This window comes from Tessaracoccus sp. ZS01 (assembly GCF_022342445.1).
Classification (GTDB): Bacteria; Actinomycetota; Actinomycetes; order Propionibacteriales; family Propionibacteriaceae; genus Arachnia.
This window is the reverse complement of record NZ_PQFE01000007.1, coordinates 110,478-126,880: the sequence shown is the minus strand read 5'-3', so window position 1 is coordinate 126,880 and position 16,403 is coordinate 110,478. Positions and strand designations below refer to the sequence as shown.

Sequence of the window (16,403 nt, the reverse complement as noted above, 5' to 3'; positions counted from 1 at the left end):
CGCCCACCCTCCCGCAGTTGCGGGCGCGATTGGCGCAGAACGCTGATCCCCGGGCCGGGCGCCTGCGCGAAGTGCTGGACGCGAGGTGAGCTCCGCGTTCTCACTGTTGGTGCTCGGCGACACCCAGTATCTCTTCGACGGGCAACGCCGCCGGCCGGAGTTCCTGGCGGAAACCTTCCACCACGTGCACGCAATGGTCGACCGCGGCACCGTCGCCCCCGTCCGGCACATCATCCACGTAGGTGACGTGACCGAGCACGGCTGGCCCGAGGAGGTCGACGCCGCGCAGTTCGCCCTCGCGGACGGGGCCGCCCTGTTCGGGCGACCGGGCATGACCATCGCGACGGGCAACCACGACGTGGCCCACCATTCCGACGACACTCGCGGGCCCACGCCCTTCGGAGACACGTTCGGCGCAGGCTCCGCCCTGCTGCCTGGCACCCACGCGCACGCGCTCCACCACGGGCCGGGTGGTTACTCCTCGTGGCGGGTGGTCACGGCCGCAGACGACATCGAGCTGGGCGTCCTGGCCCTGGATTGGCGCCCGTCGGAGAACGGCTGGCGCTGGGCCGACGACGTGCTGGCGGCGCACGCCCACCTGCCGACCGTGGTGGTGAGCCACGAGGCCGCCTCGCGGGGGGCGCTGACCACCCACGGCGACCGGGTCCGGGCACTGCTCGCGCACCATCCCCAGGCGTTCCTCGTGCTCGGCGGCCACGAGTGGCCCAGCACCCGCGTGACCACCCCCGGGCGCGAGTACCACGCCGTCAACTACCAGGAACTGCCGTTCGGCGGGGCGGGGGCGGCGCGGATCTACGAGTTCGACCCGCGCCGCGGCGTGTGCCAGGTGGTCTCGTTGTGCCCCGCGGCCGGCCTGCCCGCCATCGCGCGCTCGGTGGAGGCGCGCCGACGCCTGGCCCTCAGCGGCGCAGATGACCAGTTCTGCTTCGCGCTCCCGGAGACCCTCGGCGGGCGTGAGACACCGTGGCAGTCCGACGGCCTGCGCCTCGTGGCCGATCTGCGGCCCGACGGCGAGACGGAGTTCGACCTGACCCTGCCCGGACGCTTTGTGCTGCAGGTCGACGCGACGCTCCCTGCCGCGATGCAGGACGGCTGGCAGGTGCTGCTGGCCCGGCTGGGCGAGGCTCCTGGGGGCTCGGCCGAGCCCCTCGCGGCCGTGAGCCTGTCGTCGGAGAACTTCCTCGGGTGGATGGCCTTCACGCGCGGCGGCGAGACCTGGGCGAACTCACACGAGTACGCACCGGGGGCCCAGGTGAGCATCGTCGTGGCCAACGGGCCGGAGCCCGGGATGTGGGTCGACGGCGACGCGGTGGGGCGGGTTGATGCCCACCTCGGAGAACCGCTGGCTCAGGGCACCTGGCGGTGGCGCATCGGCGCCGGAGAATACGGTGGCCAGTGGGCCGACCCGTTCCGCGGCGAGGTGCGCCGCGTGCGGGCGTGGGCCGCCTGAGGCCGCCTCACCACTCGAAGGACAGGTCCCGGCTGGGGCCCAAGGGCTCGATGCCACGGTGAACGCCGACTCCCTCCGCATCCCACGAGCCCTGACGGATGCCCAGTGCCTTGAGCAGCAGCCACATGACGTCCTCGCTCCGCAACACCGACGGGGCCGCCAGGACCCCGGGCAGGCGGCCGCCCACCCGGTGCGTGATGAGGAAACTGCGGCGCACCTCCACCTCGTCTTCTCCGTGGCCGCCGTGCGGCTTGTGGCCGTGGTCGGTGGTGACCGCGATCAGCCAGTCCTCGCCCAGCTGTTCATGGCGCTCCGACACCGCCTTCACGAGGTGCCGCGTCCATTCGTCGGCCTGGCGCAGGGCTGCACGGTACTCGTGCGAGTCTGCACCGTGTGCGTGCCCGGCCGCGTCCACGCCCTCGAAGTACACCACCGAGGCGTCCGGACCTTCGTGCAGCAGGCGCCAGGCCGCCCAGCTGGCCACCGCGGCGTCTGCTGCGGCGATCCCCTCCTGGGTCCCGGGGTGGAACACCTGGTGCTGACCGGTGCGCTGCTGGTCTGCGCGGGTCTGGAGGATGGGGCCGGGGGACTTCACGAACGCGTCCCAGGTGGCGGCGGCCATGGTCCGGGCCGCCGGGTTGGCGAAGTAGATCCTGGAGAGGATGTCCGGCCGGCGGGCAAGGTCGTGGCCGACGAACTCGTTCCACCAGACGTTGCACTGTTCGTGGGTGGAGCCCGTGAGGATGGAGGCCCAGCCAGGGCCGGAATCCGTCGGCGGAGTCATCCACATGGGCAGGATCCGCCCGTGCGAGTGGCCCGCGTCCGCCATGAGGCGCGCCAGCGTCGGCATGAGCGGACCCGCGGCGGCGGCCGCGCCGACGTCGGTCGTGTTGTCCTCACCGCCGGTGCTGAAGCGGTCCTCGGCGGGATGGTCGGGAGCGGCGAAGCCCGGGTCCCCCGCGACGGCGCCCGGAAGTGCGAGGTCGACTCGGACGCCGTCGATGCAGATCAGGAGCAGCTTCATGCGCTCGTCCGAACCCGGAGGGTGAGGATCTGGAACGGGTGAAGCCGCAGCGTGACGGTGTCGGCCGCCGCACCGGCGGGCAGTTGCTGGGTGGCCTCTTCGACGGGTGCCTCCAGCAGGTCGACTTCGGTGATGGTCGCCGCGGGCAGCGCGAGATCCAGCGTCAGCCTGCTGCGGGCGCCCGCCGCTTCGTGCAGCCGCACGATCAGGTCGCCTGAGCCGTCGAAGGCGGGCTTGATCGCGTCGAGCACCGCCCACGACTGGTCGTCGACGGGCGTCAGCGACACCAGTGGGGGCAGCTCGACGGACCCGTCGAGCACCCTCAGCGGCTGGTTGAGGCGAATCCCCGCCTGATGCGACGCTGCAAGATCCGTCCCGACGGTGAGGCTGTAGCGCAGCGTGTGCCGGCCCGCGTCCGCCGCCGGGTCAGGCGAGTTGGGCGCCCGCAGGAGACTGAGTCGGGCCTCGACGCCGCCCGTGGGGGCGTGCTCCGAGCCGCCGGCGGGGACGACGTCGTGCCCGTAGCCGCCGTTGGTGCTGAGCGTGACGCCGTAGCCAGGCTCCCGGAGCCACAGCCAGCGGTGGCCAACCGTCTCGAACCTCGCGTGGTCCCAGGAGGTGTTGACGTGGATGGGGCGTTCGATGTGACCGAACTGGATCTCCGCCGCGGAATGGGTGGCGCGCACGTCGAGCGGGAACGCCACCTTGAGCAGCTTCTCCCGCTCGCGCCAGTCCACATCGGCGACGAAGTCGACTGCGGCCGAACCAGCATCCAGCGAGATCGCCTGCGTGACCCGGGACCCGCCGAAGCGACGCGTCACGTGCACCGTGGCACGCAGCTCGGAATCGGCGACGACCTCGATGGTCTCCACCGCGGTGAGGTCCTGCGACGACCTCAGGTACTGCGCCTCCAACTCCCAGGCGTCGAAGCAGCTGGGGTGGTCAGGGTGCAGGCGCAGCACGTTGGCCCGCTGGCCGGCCGGCAGCACCTCTCGCTCGGCGCCCAGGTCGAGCACGGAACTCAGGGTCCCATCCGGTTCGATGACGACGCGGACCAGCCCGTTGCCCAGCACAATCCGTCCCTGCTCGTGGGTCACGGTCACCGGAGCCACCTGCTCAGGGAGGCCGACGTCCGGGGCCAGCACGCTGGCCGAGAGCGGCGCCACCGAGACCAGCCGAAGCTCGTCGCCCACCGCCACCACTTCCGTACGGCTCACGTCGGAGGGGTTGACGACAGAGCGTCCGCCCTCGCCGCGGAGGTGCGCCCATGCGGCGTGGAGCAGTTCGTCGATCTCCGCCAGGATGGCGTCGTATTCGGCGATGGCTTCGCGGTTGACCCAGCCCGTGCTGCTGCCGGGCAGGATGTCGTGGAACTGGAGCACCAGGACGCGGCGCCACAGCTCCTCGAGCTTCTCATGCGGGTAGTCGTGCCCCGAGCGTGCGGCGAGGGTCGCCAGCCATTCGGTCGCCTGGAGCGCGGCTTCACTGCGGCGGTTGCCCTGCTTGAGGGCCATCAGCGACGTGAAGATGCCCCGATGGAACTCGAGGTACAGCTCGCCGGACCAGACAGCAGGGTCGTACTCGGCCCGGGCCGCCTGTGCGAACTCGTCCGGGGAGCCGTGGGACACGACGGGGGCTCCTTCGAGATCGGCGAAGCGGCGGACCCGCTCGACCATCTCGCGCACCGGCCCTCCCCCACCGTCCCCGTAGCCGTACGGGAGCATGGAATGCGTCGCGCGGCCCTTCTCCTTGAAGTTGCGCTCCGCCCCCAGCACCTCCTCGGCGCTGACGATTGAGTCGTACGAGTCGCACGGCGGGAAATGCGTCCAGATGCGGGTGCCGTCGATGCCTTCCCACCAGAAGGTGTGATGGGGCAGCTTGTTCGTACGGTTCCAGGACAGCTTCTGGGTGAAGAACCACCGCATGCCCGCAAGGCGCGCGATCTGGGGCAGTTGCCCGTTGTAACCGAACGAATCCGGCAGCCAGAGGCAGTCGGTGGTCACGCCGAATTCGTCCTTCATGAACCGCAGACCGGAGGTGAACTGGCGCACCAAAGACTCGCCGCTGGGCATCATGGCGTCGGGCTCGACCCACATCCCGCCGACGAAATGCCATTGGCCGCGGTCGATGGCGTCGCGGACGCGCCCGTACACCTCCGGCGAATCCTCCTTCACCCAGGCGTGGTGCTGGGGCGCGGAGTTCGCGAAGTGGAAGTCCGGGTACTCGTCGGCCAGCGCGACGACGTTGCTGAAGGTGCGCACGATCTTGCGCCGGGTCTCGCGGATGGGCCAGAGCCAGGCGGTGTCGATGTGGGCGTGACCGATGGCGGTCATGTGCTGGGCCGAGCCTGCGGCCCCGCTCGTCAGCAGGGGTTTCAGGATCTCCCGCGCCCGGCTGGCGCCGGCGGCCACCCCGTCCGCGTCGACGACGTCCGCGGCCTCCTCGAGACCCCGCAGGAGCACGGCGCGCCAGGTGGAATCCACCGGCAACTGCCGCATCAGGCCGTCGAGCACGTCGAGGTCGAGGTGGAGACCCCACACCTCGTCGTCGCGTTCGACCACCTCGGCGCCGCCGAACCGCCACACGGGTCGGTCAGAGCGGGTCAGGATGTCCCCCTCCTGCGTCGACTGGCCGAGCTTGAGCGTCATGTCCGGGTTCGAGGCAGCCTCGACCATGAGTTCCAGGGTTCCGTCGTCACCGACGAGGTTCCTCTGCTCCGCGAGCGAGCCGAAGGTGAGGGGCACCGTGCGGTTCATGGGGTTGACCGCCTTCAACGGCCAGCCGTCCGTCGTGTAGACCATGCCCTCGGACTGGTTGCCTGCCCAGTCGCCGACGAACCCCAGGTCGATGCGCAGTTCGAGCCGCCCCTTGGCGTCGTCGGCGGGCACAGCGCCGCGGACCTTCAACCACCAGGTGGACCAGGCCGGCCCCCAGAGGGTGTCGACAGGGAACGGTTCGTACTGCGCAGCGGCCGCCTCCTCGAAGGGCACCGGTTCGCCCGGGACCCGCCACGCCGTGACGTCCAGCGGGGCGACGACGCGGTAGACGCCGCCCGCGACCCGCTCGCGCAGGCGCTCCAGGCGTTCCTCGACCAGCTCGCGGTTGTCGTGCATCAGGCGTTCTCCTTGAGGTAGGACAGGTCGTCGAAGTTGGCAACGAGGTCGTCGAGGAGCTCCTCCGCCACGCGGAACGAATCCACCAGGGGGTGGTGGGTGAGCGCCAGCAACGCATCAGGGCGTGACTTGTTGACGGCGGCGTCGATGGTGCGCTGCTCCACGTACTTCGCGTTGACCACCATGCCGCGGCCGTGCTCGGGCACCATCGCGCCCGGCAGCGGCACGACGCCGTTACCGTCCACCCGACAGGGGATCTCGATGACTGACGAGTCGCTCAGGTCAGGGAGGATGCCGTTGTTGGCGACGTTGAGGATCAGCTCGGCCGGCACGTCGTTGGCGATCGCGTGCATGATGGCCAGCGCCACCTTGTCGTACCCCCCGGTCTCGAGATCGGCGTCATCGCGCTCGAAGTTTCCTGCGGCTTCCCGGTTGGTCGCCATGTAGGTGACCTCCCGTTCGAGGCGGGTGCGTTCCCACAGGTCGTAGGCGCTCGACTGCTCGATGCCCAGCGACTCGTAGAACCCTCGCTGCTGCTTCAGCAGGAAACGTCCCCGGGTCTGGTCCGTGCCGCTGTCGATGGTGAGGTCTTCCCGGGAGAAGTAGTAGTAGTGCAGGTACTCGTTCGGCACGGCGCGCAGCGCCTGGACGAGTTCCGCGCCGAAGAGGCGGCCCTCCTCGAAGCTCTCGATCAGGTCGGGGCGTTCGAACAGCCGAGGCAGCACATCCACGCCGTCGACCTCGAGACCGGTCAGCCACCCCAGGTGGTTCAGCCCGGCATAACGGATCTTGATCCTGTCGCTCCCGGCATTCATGAGGGCCACGTCGGGCGCCACGAGACCGGCGCGCTTCAGGACGTCGATGATCCTGCGGACCATGCCCACCGGCGAGTCGCAGATCCCGATGACGCGCTCCCCGAGGTGCCGCTGCATGACCTCCGTGATCACGCCGGCCGGATTGGTGAAGTTGATCACCCAGGCCTCCGGCGCGAACTGTTGGATGGCACTGACGATCTCCAGCACCGCAGGGATGCCCCGCAGCGCATAGGAGATGCCGCCGGCACCCACCGTTTCCTGGCCGATCACCCCGTGGCTGAGGGAGATCTGTTCGTCGAGGGCGCGGCCCGCCGTGCCGCCCACCCGGACGGCCGAGAAGATGAAGTCCGTGTCGCTGATGGCCTCGCGCAGGTCCGTCGTGCTCATCACCTCAGGCGCAGCGTCGGACGACGCGGAGAGCTCGCGGAGCACGCGCGTGATGGCCTGCAGCCGGGCGGCGTCGGTGTCGTAGAGGCGCAGTTGCGTGACGCGTTCCGGCGCCTCGTCCGCAAGAAGGGCCTTGTAGACCAGCGGCACGCGGAAACCGCCGCCGCCGAGGATGGTGAGCTTCATACTGTCCTGATCTCGATGTTGTGGGATGCGCACCGTTCCGTCAGGGACGGCGCGATCTGGTGGGCGTCGGTGATGAGCCCGTCGAGCTCATCGATGTCGAAGGGGGAACTGCCGCCCTTGCCGGGGAACTTGTCCGCATCGGCGAGGAGGTAGGCCTTCGAGGACGCAGCCCTGATGGCACGCTTCACGTCGCTCTGCGCGTACGAGGTGTCGCGGATCCTGCCGGAGTCGGCGATGCCCGAGCAACCGAGGAACGCGAGGTCGGCGTGCTGGCGGGCGAGGGCGTCGGAAACCTGGACACCGGTCAGGCACTGGTACTGCTCGGACCACCGCCCACCGAGCAGGACGATGTCCGCCTTCTGGGTGGCGCGGAAGTGCTCGAACGTGGGCAGCGAGGCGGTGAGCACCGTCACGTCTGTCGCCTCCATGGCCAGCGCCACGTAGTGCGCCGTCGTGCCGATGTCGAGGATGACGGTCGCCCCGTCCGGGATGAGTGCAGCCGCTGCGGCCCCGATGCGCTGCTTGCTGGCGCCGCGCCTGCCCAGCGCCTCCTGGAACGGATCGTCGATCTCGCGCTGGAGCTGGACCCCTCCCCAGGTGCGCTCCACCAGGCCCTGTTCCTCCATCTCCGCGATGTCTCGCCGGACGGTGGCCGGGCTCGCGCCCAGATGTCCGGCGACCTCTGTCACCGCGACCGGGCCGCGGGCATGGAGGAGGCGGAGCAGGGCGTCATGGCGGGCAGATTTCAGCACAGCGACAACCTACCCCAGAACTCGCCAACTTGCTCGTTTATGAACATTTTGATCAGGATTCTTCACACGCTGCCGTTTTGTTGTACATTGGGGCGCACAACGACGGTCGAGGAAGATCCACGATGTGCAGAATCCCTAGTCAAAACCATATGTCCGTGTACTACTCCGATGAGCAGCCGGCTCACCACGGGTGCGAGGCGACGCTTCGGGACCCACGGGACACGGGCGTCCGCCTTGATCCACCTGCACATATTTGATCGACTTCACCGCACGTGGCTGGGCCACCAGCGATCCCCCATCACGAAGTAGGAGAGACCATGACGGTTTCACGACGATCCATCCTCCAGGGTGGAGCGGCAGGATTCGGATTCCTGGCACTCGGCGGCCTCGTCGGCTGCTCGACGGCCGCGCCGCAGACCGGTTCCACCCCGACCAGCGGCGGATCCGCCGCAGCGGAGACCACCAACCTGATCCTCTGGACCTGGCCCGAGGGCTTCGGCGAGAAGGCCCTGGCGGCAGTGGCTTCAGAGTTCCCCCAGTACAAGCTCCGGCAGGACGTCATCGGCGGCGACTTCAAGCAGAAGCTCACCACCACCTTCACCGCCGGCTCCGGCCTGCCGGACATCACCGGCGTCAAGGGTGAGGACATCGCGTTCTTCAAGAGCCAGGCCAAGTTCTTCGTCGACCTCAACACCGTGGGTGCGGCCGACATCAAGGGCGACTACCTCGAATACAAGTGGAACCAGGCCACCGCCGCGGACGGCAAGCAGCTCGGCATCCCGATCGACGTCGGACCCACCGCCCTGTTCTACCGCTTCGACATCTTCGAGGAGGCCGGCCTGCCGTCGGACCCGGAGGAGCTCGCCGCCTCGATCCGCACCTGGGACGAGTACATCGAACTCGGCAAGAAGCTGCTGGCCGCCAAGCCCGACACCTACCTCATCCGCAACGCGGGCGGCCTCTTCGACGTCGCGTGGGCGCAGACCGGGAAGGGCTTCATCGACGAGGCCGGCGTCTTCATCGGCGACCAGGAGCACATCCGCAACGCCTGGGACACTGCGGTGAAGGCGCTCGACGCCGGCATCGTGGCCACCTTGCAGTCGAACAGCGCCGACACCGCCGCAGCCGTGAACGAGGGCCGCCTGCCCGCCGACTTCGGCGCGTCCTGGCACCTGTCCGACCTCATGGTCGACGCCCCGGAGACCGCCGGCAAGTGGCACGTGTGCGAGCACCCGGGCGAGGCCTACAACAACGGCGGTTCCTTCCTCGCCATTCCCGAGGGGGCGGCTGATCCGGCGAAGTCGTTCGAGGTCATCAAGTTCCTGCTCAACGCGCAGAACCAGGCCTACGAGTTCGAGGACAAGGGCAACTTCCCGGCCACCCCGGCGTCCTTCGAGATGCCCGAGGTCGCTGGCCCCGTCGAGTTCCTCGGTGGCCAGGTTGCCGCGGAGGTCTTCGGCAAGGCGGCAGAGACCATCCTGCCCCGCTTCGAGGATCCCAACGAGGGCACCGTCAACGCCCCGTTCTACGCCGAGATGGACCTCGTCGAGTCCTCCGGCAAGGATCCGAACAAGGCGTGGGACGACGCCGTGACCGCTGCCAAGCGCCTCGCGCAGCAGGTGGGCCTGACGGTGAAATGAGCGTGACTGCGGCTCGGCGGGGAGATGCCCAGGTCTCCCCGCCGGTCGACAGCTATCGCACGTTGTCGACCTGGCAGCGCGTCAAGAAGTCGCTGCCTCAATACGGTGCGGTATCCCCATACTTCATCCTGTTCCTTCTGTTCGGCGCCATGCCCATGGTGTTCACCATGGCCCTGGCCTTCACCAACTGGTCCGGCCTCGGAGACCTCCACTTCATCGGCTTCGAGAACTTCGGATATCTGATCTCGGACCCGCTCTTCTTCAAGGCGCTCGGCAACACCGTCGTGCTCTGGATCATGGGCACGGTGCCCACGCTGACGATCGCCACGATCGTCGCGCTCATGCTGAACTCGACGCTGCGCTTCTCCACGACGTACCGCGTGATCTACCTGATCCCGAACGTGACGTCCATGGTGGCGATGGGCATCCTGTTCAGCTCGCTGTTCTCCAGCCAGTTCGGGCTCGCCAACGCGGTGGTTAACCTGTTCGGCTTCGAGAACGTCGCCTGGCTCCAGAACGAGTGGGGCATCAAGATCGCCATCTCGGCGCTGACCACGTGGTCGTTCGTCGGGTACAACGCGCTGCTGATCCTCGCCGGCCTCCAAGCCATCGACAAGACGCAGTACGAGTCTGCAGCCATCGACGGCGCCAACGGTTGGCGCACGTTCTTCCACATCACGCTGCCGCAACTGAGGTCGATCGTCTTGTTCATCACGCTGATGTCGACAATCGGCTCCCTCCAGAGCTTTACCGAGGCACAGGTCCTGACGTCGTCGCTGTCCTCCGGTGCCGCCTCCGCCGGCGGGGTGGGCAACTCGGGTTTGACCATGGTCCTGTACTTCTACTCGGTCGCGTTCCAGGAGAACCGGTACGGCTACGGCGCCACCATTGCCTGGGGCGTCTTCGTCGTGGTGATGTTCTTCTCCGCCATCAACTGGCTCGTGACCCGCGAGCGCAAAGTGAGGGGTGTGCGGTGAGTTCCATGAACGAACGCGCCGTGCCCGCGGCGCTGGCGGGAGCAGCGATCGAAACCAGCCGACGCCGACGCCGGCCCCTGTCGCGGCGCGGCGCCGTGCTGCGGCACCTCGCGCTCCTCGCGGGCGCCCTGGTTTCGCTGTTCCCCTTCTACTGGATGTTCGTCCTGTCGACGAACGAGTCGGCCGTGATCTACCAGTACCCGCCGGTGATGACGCCGGGCGACAAGCTCGCCACGAACTACGGGTCGATCATGGAGCGCATCAACATCTGGGGCGCCATGTCGAACACGCTGGTGGTGGCCACGAGCGTGACCGTGCTGGTGCTGCTGGTCTCTTCGCTGGCCGCGTTCGCCTTCGCCAAGTTCAGCTTCCCAGGGAGGAACGCGCTGTTCGCCATCGTGCTGGCGACGTTCCTGCTGCCCTCCCAACTGGCGACCATCCCCCAGTTCCTCTTCATGAGCAAGCTGGGCTGGGTTGGCGACCTCAAGGCCCTGATCTTCCCGTCTCTTGCCAGCGCGTTCGGCGTCTTCTGGTTGCGGCAGTACACCGTCAATGCGCTGCCGTCGGAACTCCTCGAGGCCGCCACGCTCGACGGGACGGGGTTCCTGCGGCAGTACTGGCACGTGTGCCTCCCCACCATCCGTCCCGCACTGGCCTTCCTGGGCATGTTCACCTTCATCGGTTCCTGGAACGACTTCATGTGGCCGCTGATCGTGCTGAACGACCCCAGCAAGTTGACGCTCCAAGTGGCCCTCAGCCAACTGAAGACCGCCCACGGCACCGATTACGGCATGCTCATGGCCTCGTCGCTGATAGCGGTGGTGCCCCTGCTGCTGATCTTCGCGCTGGGCGCCAAGCAGTTCATGGCCGGCATCACCGAGGGCGCAGTCAAGGGCTGACCCTCTCCACAGACGCGACGGCGTGTCCACCCTGGGCGGTGGGCGCGCCGTCGTCCCGTTTCAGGGACGGCCCGGGATCCGTCTGCGGACGTCGGGCACCGCGGCCGGCCCCGGCTCCCATGCCGCGACCCATGGAAGGTCGTCGGCCACATGCACGACGCCGTCCTCCAGACCCGTGTGGTGCCCGTCGAGCACACGGCGGGCGAGGTGACGGTCGCTGCGGTCGGAGTTGTGCCACAGCGCGCCGAACAACGCGTCCACCCGCACCCGCGCCTGCTCACAGAATGCCCCGGCGAGTTCGACGCCCTCGGGGTTGTTCTCCTTCTCGGCCGTGGCGCGCACGCAGGAGGCGGACATGGCGAACAGTTCTGCACCGATGTCGACGATCCGGCCCAGGTAGGCCTGCCGATGCTCCAACCTTCCCTGCCAGCGCGCCATCCCGGCGAAGACCCCCCGGGCGAGGCGCCTGGCGGCTCGCTCCACATAGCGTAGGTGTTCGGCCAACGGCCCGTGCTCACGGAAGGAGCCGGGAACGGTGCCCGCACCGACGACAAGCATCGGCAGCCACTTGGCATAGAACGCCGACGCTCGCGCCAGCGCCTCCGCGCGGGCACGCGTCGAAGCCTCGGGGTCGATGATCTCGCCTGCCACCTCGAGGTGGACGTCGACGGCCTCGCGGGCGATGAGGAGGTGCATGATCTCGGTGGAACCCTCGAAGATCCGGTTGATGCGGATGTCGCGCATGAGCTGCTCCACCGCGGCGGGGCGCTCGCCGCGAGCCGCCAACGAGTCGGCCGTCTCGTAGCCGCGGCCGCCGCGGATCTGGACGAGGTCGTCGATGATGCGCCAGGCCATCTCGGAGGCGTAGAGCTTGACCAGCGCGGCCTCGATCCTGATGTCGTTGGAGTCGTCGTCGGCCATCATGCTGGCAAGGTCCAGCATCGACTCCATGCCATAGGTGCTGGCGGCGATGAACGCGATCTTGGTGGCGACGGCCTCGTGGTCGCCCACCCGGCTGCCCCACTGCACACGCTCCCCGGCCCAACCGCGTGCCACGTGGAGCGACCACTTCGCCGCGCCCACGCACATTGCCGGCAGCGACAAGCGGCCGGTGTTGAGCGTGGCCAGGGCGATCTTCAGGCCCTTGCCCACCTGGCCCACGACGTTGGCGGCAGGCACCCGCACCTGGTGGAACCGGATGAGCGCGTTCTCTATGCCGCGGAGCCCGACGAAGGCGTTGCGGCGCTCGACGGTGATCCCCGGTGAGTCCGCCTCTACGACGAAGGCCGTGATGCCGCCCCTGCTACCGGGGGTTGCCGGGACGCGGGCCAGCACGATGAACAGGCTGGCGATCGTGCCGTTGGTGGCCCACAGCTTCAGCCCGTCGAGGACGTAGAAGTCGCCGTCGGGCGTGGCCGTTGTGGCAAGCCGCGCGGGATCCGATCCGACGTCGGGCTCGGTCAGGAGGAATGCGGAAACCTCACCCGCCGCCACCCGCGGCAGGTACGCCTCCTGTTGGGAGGCGGTGCCGAACATCTTGACCGGCTGCGGTACCCCGATGGATTGGTGGGCTGAGAGCATCGCGGACACTGCGGGGCTGGCCGAGCCGATGAGCGTCAGCGCCTTGTTGAAGTAGTACTGCGTGAGACCCTGACCGCCCTGCGACTCCGGGACCTTCATCCCGAAGGCACCGATCTCGGCCAGCTCGGCGAAGGTCTCGTCTGGGACGCGTGCCTCGCGCTCGATCCGGGCTCCGTCGATGCGGCGGCACACCTCATCGACTCGGGTGAGGTAGCTCTCGCCCTTCGCGCGGGCCGCCGCGCTGGGCGTGGGCCAGGGCTCGATGAGGTCGAGCCGCAGCCTTCCGAGGAAGAGCTCCTTGCCGAAGCTGGGTTTGGTCCACTCGGTCTGTCGTGCCGCCTCCGCGACGGTGCGGGCCTCGCGTGCGCTGGGGCCTTGGGCGGGCGCGGTTGTGGGGTGAGTCGTGGTGCTCATGATGCCCTCCAGGAACGTCCTCCCACGATACGCCCGGGCGGTCATTCCCGTGGGTAGTCGAACTGATGCGTGCGCGAGCCGGCGGAGCCGCGCAGGGAGGTGGAAGCCTGGACAGTCGCTGGAGGCTGGAAGATGGGACCACCGGGAGCCAGACCCGCATAGTCGCCGGCCCCCGGTTTCCCCCGCGCTCCGCTCAGGCTTCTAGTGTGGACTCCAGTCCAGCGTCGTTCGCGCGCTCCGCCAGTCTCTCGGCGACGTAGTCGATGTCCTTGTCGCCACGCCCGGACAGGTTCACCAGGATGATCTGGTCGGCACCCATCGACGGGGCGATGCGGATGGCGTGCGCGAGCGCGTGGCTCGACTCCAGCGCGGGGATGATGCCCTCCGTGCGGCACAGGAGCTTGAAGGCCTCCAACGTCTCGTCGTCGGAGGCATGCACGTAGTCGACCCGGCCGGTCTGCCGGAGGTGGGCGTGCTCCGGTCCGACGCCCGGGTAGTCGAGGCCGGAGGCGATCGAGTGCACCGCCGTCGGTTCGCCGGCCTCATCCTGCAGGATCACGGTCTTCATGCCGTGCAGCATGCCGTCTGACCCCAGGGTCATGGTGGCGGCGTGCTCTCCCACAGTACCCAGATCGCGGCCCGCGGGCTCGACGCCGTAGATGCGCACGTCCGTGTCGTCGAGGAAGCCGCTGAAGATCCCGATGGCATTGGACCCGCCGCCCACGCACGCGATCACGGCGTCGGGCAGGCGGCCCTCCTTCGCCAGGATCTGCTCCCGGGCCTCGCGCCCGACGATCGACTGGAAGTCGCGCACCATGGTCGGGTACGGGTGGGGGCCCACGACGGATCCGATGGCGAAGAAGGTGTCGTGGTAGTCCGCGGCGAAGACTCCGAAGGCCGAGTCGACGGCGTCCTTCAGGCACGCCCCGCCGCTGGTGACAGGAACCACCTTGGCGCCGAGCAGCTCCATCCGCACGACGTTGGGGTGCTGCTTGGCGATGTCGATGGACCCCATGTGGATCTCGCACTCAAGCCCGACCAGCGCCGCGGCGGTCGCCAGGGCAACCCCATGCTGGCCTGCGCCCGTTTCGGCGAGGAGCTTCTTCTTGCCCATCCGCTTGGCGAGGAGCGCCTCGCCGAGGCAATGGTTGATCTTGTGGGCGCCGGTGTGGTTGAGGTCCTCGCGCTTGAGGTAGATGGCGGCCCCACCCAGTTCCTCGCTGAGGCGCTGCGCCTTGAACAACGGGGACGGCCGGCCGACGTAGTCCGTCAATAGGGCCTCGTACTCGGCGAGGAAGGCCGGGTCCTTGATGGCCTCCTGGTACGCCTCGGCCACCTCGGCGAGGGGGGTTTCGAGCTGGGGTGGCACGAACCGTCCACCGTACTGACCAAAGAATCCATCTGAGCTACTCACACGGTCGACCTTAGTGCCGTGCTCCCAACGAGAACCGCCCGGCACGCCAGCGAAGGGGCGTGCCGGGCGGCTCACGAGGTCAGGCCTGCTGCTTCGCCTTCGCGTTTGCTTCCGTCTCGGCGATCTTGTTCAGGAGCTCGTCGGTGCGGGACTCCTCTTCCAGCTACTGGGTGAGCAGGTCCCAGCCACCGTTGAGCCCGAGAATCTTCGCGCGCGCCAGAACCGATGCAGGTCGTCTGCCCCAGCTGCACGGCGCCGTCCTCGACGAGCCGCATCACCGCCAGAGCAGTGAAGCTCTTGCTCCCGCTGGCGATGGCGATCCGCGCTCGGGGTGTCATCGGCACGTCGAGAGCCCGGTTGAGGAAACCCTCGCAGCGCTCGAAGACCCGTTGGTCGCCGACGTCGACCGTCACGACGCCGGTGAACGACTGGCGGGTGACGGCGGCGTCGAATGCGGTGGGATCAATCACCATGCTTGATCCTTTCAGAGTCGGACCCTCGGTGGAAACCCTCGGACCCGCCTGCCATGACCGGGTGCGTCGTTACGAATGCCACCTGCCACGAGGTGGTCAAGCCGATGCCGGACGCACGGATCTCGAGGTACCGCGACCTCGACGTGTCGGGCCACTGGCGGGCCCGGCCGGCCTTCGGCGACTGGGATTCTTACGGCGAGACACCGGAGCCGGGGGTCTCCGGCTCTACACCACCAGGACGCTGAAGGCCGAGACGGTCACGAGCGCCAAGAGCGTCGAGACCGCCACGACGGCGGCGACCAGGTGCCCGTCGCCGTCGAACTCCTGCGACAGGGTGAACGTGGTCGCGCCGGTGGGCATGGCGGCGAGCAGCACCAAGACCGCGGTGAGCAGGCCCGTGGGGTCTGGAACGAACAGCTTGGCCGCCGCCCACGTCAGGAGCGGCAGGACCAGGAGCTTCGCCATGGCAACCGACACGATCGCCACCAGGGACGAACCACGGGTCCACACCTGCTTGACGGCCGGGCCGAGCGACAGGCCGATGGCGAAGAGTGCGACCGGGATCACGGCCTGCGCCAGCAGCGTGACCGGGACGGCCACCATCTCGGGCAGTTCCAGCCCGAGGCCGCGCACGATGAGCGCGGCCACCACGGAGATGACCGCGGGGTTGAGCGGGCCCGCCTTCAGCAGCGCCCGCCGCAGCCGCCCCGGCTGGGGTTTCCCCGCCGTCGCCAACGCCGGGTAACCCACCATGAAGATCAGGTTGTGCACCATGGACGTCAACGCCATCGGCAGCGCGGCCCGCGGCCCGAGGACGCTCAGGATGAGTGGGAATGCGAAGTAGCCCACGTTGCCGTAGCCCGCCGCCAGCGACAGCCTGCCCGCGATCGGCCGGAGCCCGGCCAAACGCGAGGCGAGGTAGACCAGGGCCGAGAAGCCGAGGGTGACGACGAACGCCACCAGGAACAGGGAAACGGGAAGCCCGGCGCCCGACGGGGCCTTCACGATCGCGTCGAACAGGAACGCCGGCAGCGCGAACCAGTACACGAAGGAGTTCAGGCCGACGTCGGCCTTCCCGAACGCCTCGGCCCTGCTGGCCAGCAGCCCCAGCAGGATCAGCACGTACAGCGGCATGACAACCGCCAGCACCTCCGCCATGCTCCTCCCTTCGCCCCCCGCAAACCGCGACTGCCCGGCTCGTGTGGACCTTACCCTTCCCCATCCTGGCGGCTCGTCTCGGCGGCGGGCAGAATGGCC

At 68.6% G+C, this 16,403-nt stretch carries 12 protein-coding genes; 4 read left to right on the top strand and 8 right to left on the bottom strand.

Annotated elements, in window-relative coordinates; translation table 11 throughout:
• Nucleotides 1-85: 85 nt before the first annotated feature.
• Nucleotides 86-1,471 (top strand): metallophosphoesterase, encoded by a 1,386-nt coding sequence (locus tag C3E87_RS08965; RefSeq protein WP_076061809.1) that lies wholly within the window; start codon nucleotides 86-88, stop codon nucleotides 1,469-1,471.
• 7 nt (nucleotides 1,472-1,478) lie between these two features.
• Here the strand turns inward: C3E87_RS08965 and C3E87_RS08960 are convergent, their stop codons facing one another.
• The 4 genes from C3E87_RS08960 to C3E87_RS08945 are packed head-to-tail and all read right to left on the bottom strand — an operon-like array spanning nucleotide 1,479 to nucleotide 7,748.
• Complete coding sequence (locus tag C3E87_RS08960) at nucleotides 1,479-2,495, bottom strand: alkaline phosphatase family protein (RefSeq protein ID WP_076061807.1); 1,017 nt, start codon at nucleotides 2,493-2,495, stop codon at nucleotides 1,479-1,481.
• The gene (locus C3E87_RS08955) at nucleotides 2,492-5,608 is read right to left on the bottom strand and encodes a glycoside hydrolase family 38 C-terminal domain-containing protein (protein ID WP_076061805.1); all 3,117 of its coding nucleotides are present in this window, start codon (nucleotides 5,606-5,608) and stop codon (nucleotides 2,492-2,494) included. The genes C3E87_RS08960 and C3E87_RS08955 overlap by 4 nt, the downstream gene beginning before the upstream one ends.
• Nucleotides 5,608-6,996, bottom strand: coding sequence for a 6-phospho-beta-glucosidase (locus C3E87_RS08950; protein WP_076061803.1), 1,389 nt, complete (start codon nucleotides 6,994-6,996; stop codon nucleotides 5,608-5,610). Before C3E87_RS08950 ends, C3E87_RS08955 begins: the two co-directional genes overlap by 1 nt.
• Entirely contained in the window at nucleotides 6,993-7,748 is a 756-nt protein-coding gene (locus C3E87_RS08945; RefSeq protein WP_076061801.1) for a DeoR/GlpR family DNA-binding transcription regulator, read from the bottom strand. Before C3E87_RS08945 ends, C3E87_RS08950 begins: the two co-directional genes overlap by 4 nt.
• A gap of 317 nt (nucleotides 7,749-8,065) precedes the next feature.
• Here C3E87_RS08945 and C3E87_RS08940 point away from each other — a divergent pair, with 317 nt between their 5' ends.
• Genes C3E87_RS08940 through C3E87_RS08930 form a run of 3 tightly spaced genes read left to right on the top strand, consistent with a single transcriptional unit; the run spans nucleotide 8,066 to nucleotide 11,264 of the window.
• Nucleotides 8,066-9,388, top strand: coding sequence for an extracellular solute-binding protein (locus tag C3E87_RS08940; RefSeq protein ID WP_076061799.1), 1,323 nt, complete (start codon nucleotides 8,066-8,068; stop codon nucleotides 9,386-9,388).
• Nucleotides 9,385-10,365 carry a carbohydrate ABC transporter permease gene (locus C3E87_RS08935; RefSeq protein ID WP_083665511.1) on the top strand — a complete coding sequence of 327 codons (981 nt, stop codon included), beginning with the start codon at nucleotides 9,385-9,387 and terminating at the stop codon, nucleotides 10,363-10,365. Before C3E87_RS08940 ends, C3E87_RS08935 begins: the two co-directional genes overlap by 4 nt.
• A 5-nt stretch (nucleotides 10,366-10,370) precedes the next feature.
• Entirely contained in the window at nucleotides 10,371-11,264 is an 894-nt protein-coding gene (locus tag C3E87_RS08930) for a carbohydrate ABC transporter permease (protein ID WP_083665515.1), read from the top strand.
• A gap of 60 nt (nucleotides 11,265-11,324) precedes the next feature.
• Here C3E87_RS08930 and C3E87_RS08925 read toward each other — a convergent pair whose 3' ends face one another.
• The 4 genes from C3E87_RS08925 to C3E87_RS08910 all read right to left on the bottom strand — a co-directional run bounded on the left by C3E87_RS08925 (nucleotide 11,325) and on the right by C3E87_RS08910 (nucleotide 16,304).
• A complete protein-coding gene (locus C3E87_RS08925) occupies nucleotides 11,325-13,259 on the bottom strand; it encodes an acyl-CoA dehydrogenase family protein (RefSeq protein WP_076061797.1) in 1,935 nt (644 codons plus the stop codon).
• A gap of 193 nt (nucleotides 13,260-13,452) precedes the next feature.
• Nucleotides 13,453-14,673 (bottom strand): tryptophan synthase subunit beta, encoded by a 1,221-nt coding sequence (trpB, locus tag C3E87_RS08920; protein ID WP_198928262.1) that lies wholly within the window; start codon nucleotides 14,671-14,673, stop codon nucleotides 13,453-13,455.
• A 71-nt stretch (nucleotides 14,674-14,744) separates the two neighbouring features.
• Complete coding sequence (locus C3E87_RS08915; RefSeq protein WP_076061795.1) at nucleotides 14,745-15,146, bottom strand: serine hydrolase; 402 nt, start codon at nucleotides 15,144-15,146, stop codon at nucleotides 14,745-14,747.
• Nucleotides 15,147-15,371: 225 nt separating this feature from the next.
• On the bottom strand, nucleotides 15,372-16,304 hold the full coding sequence (locus C3E87_RS08910) for an AEC family transporter (RefSeq protein ID WP_076061793.1): 933 nt from the start codon (nucleotides 16,302-16,304) through the stop codon (nucleotides 15,372-15,374).
• Nucleotides 16,305-16,403 lie beyond the last annotated feature (99 nt).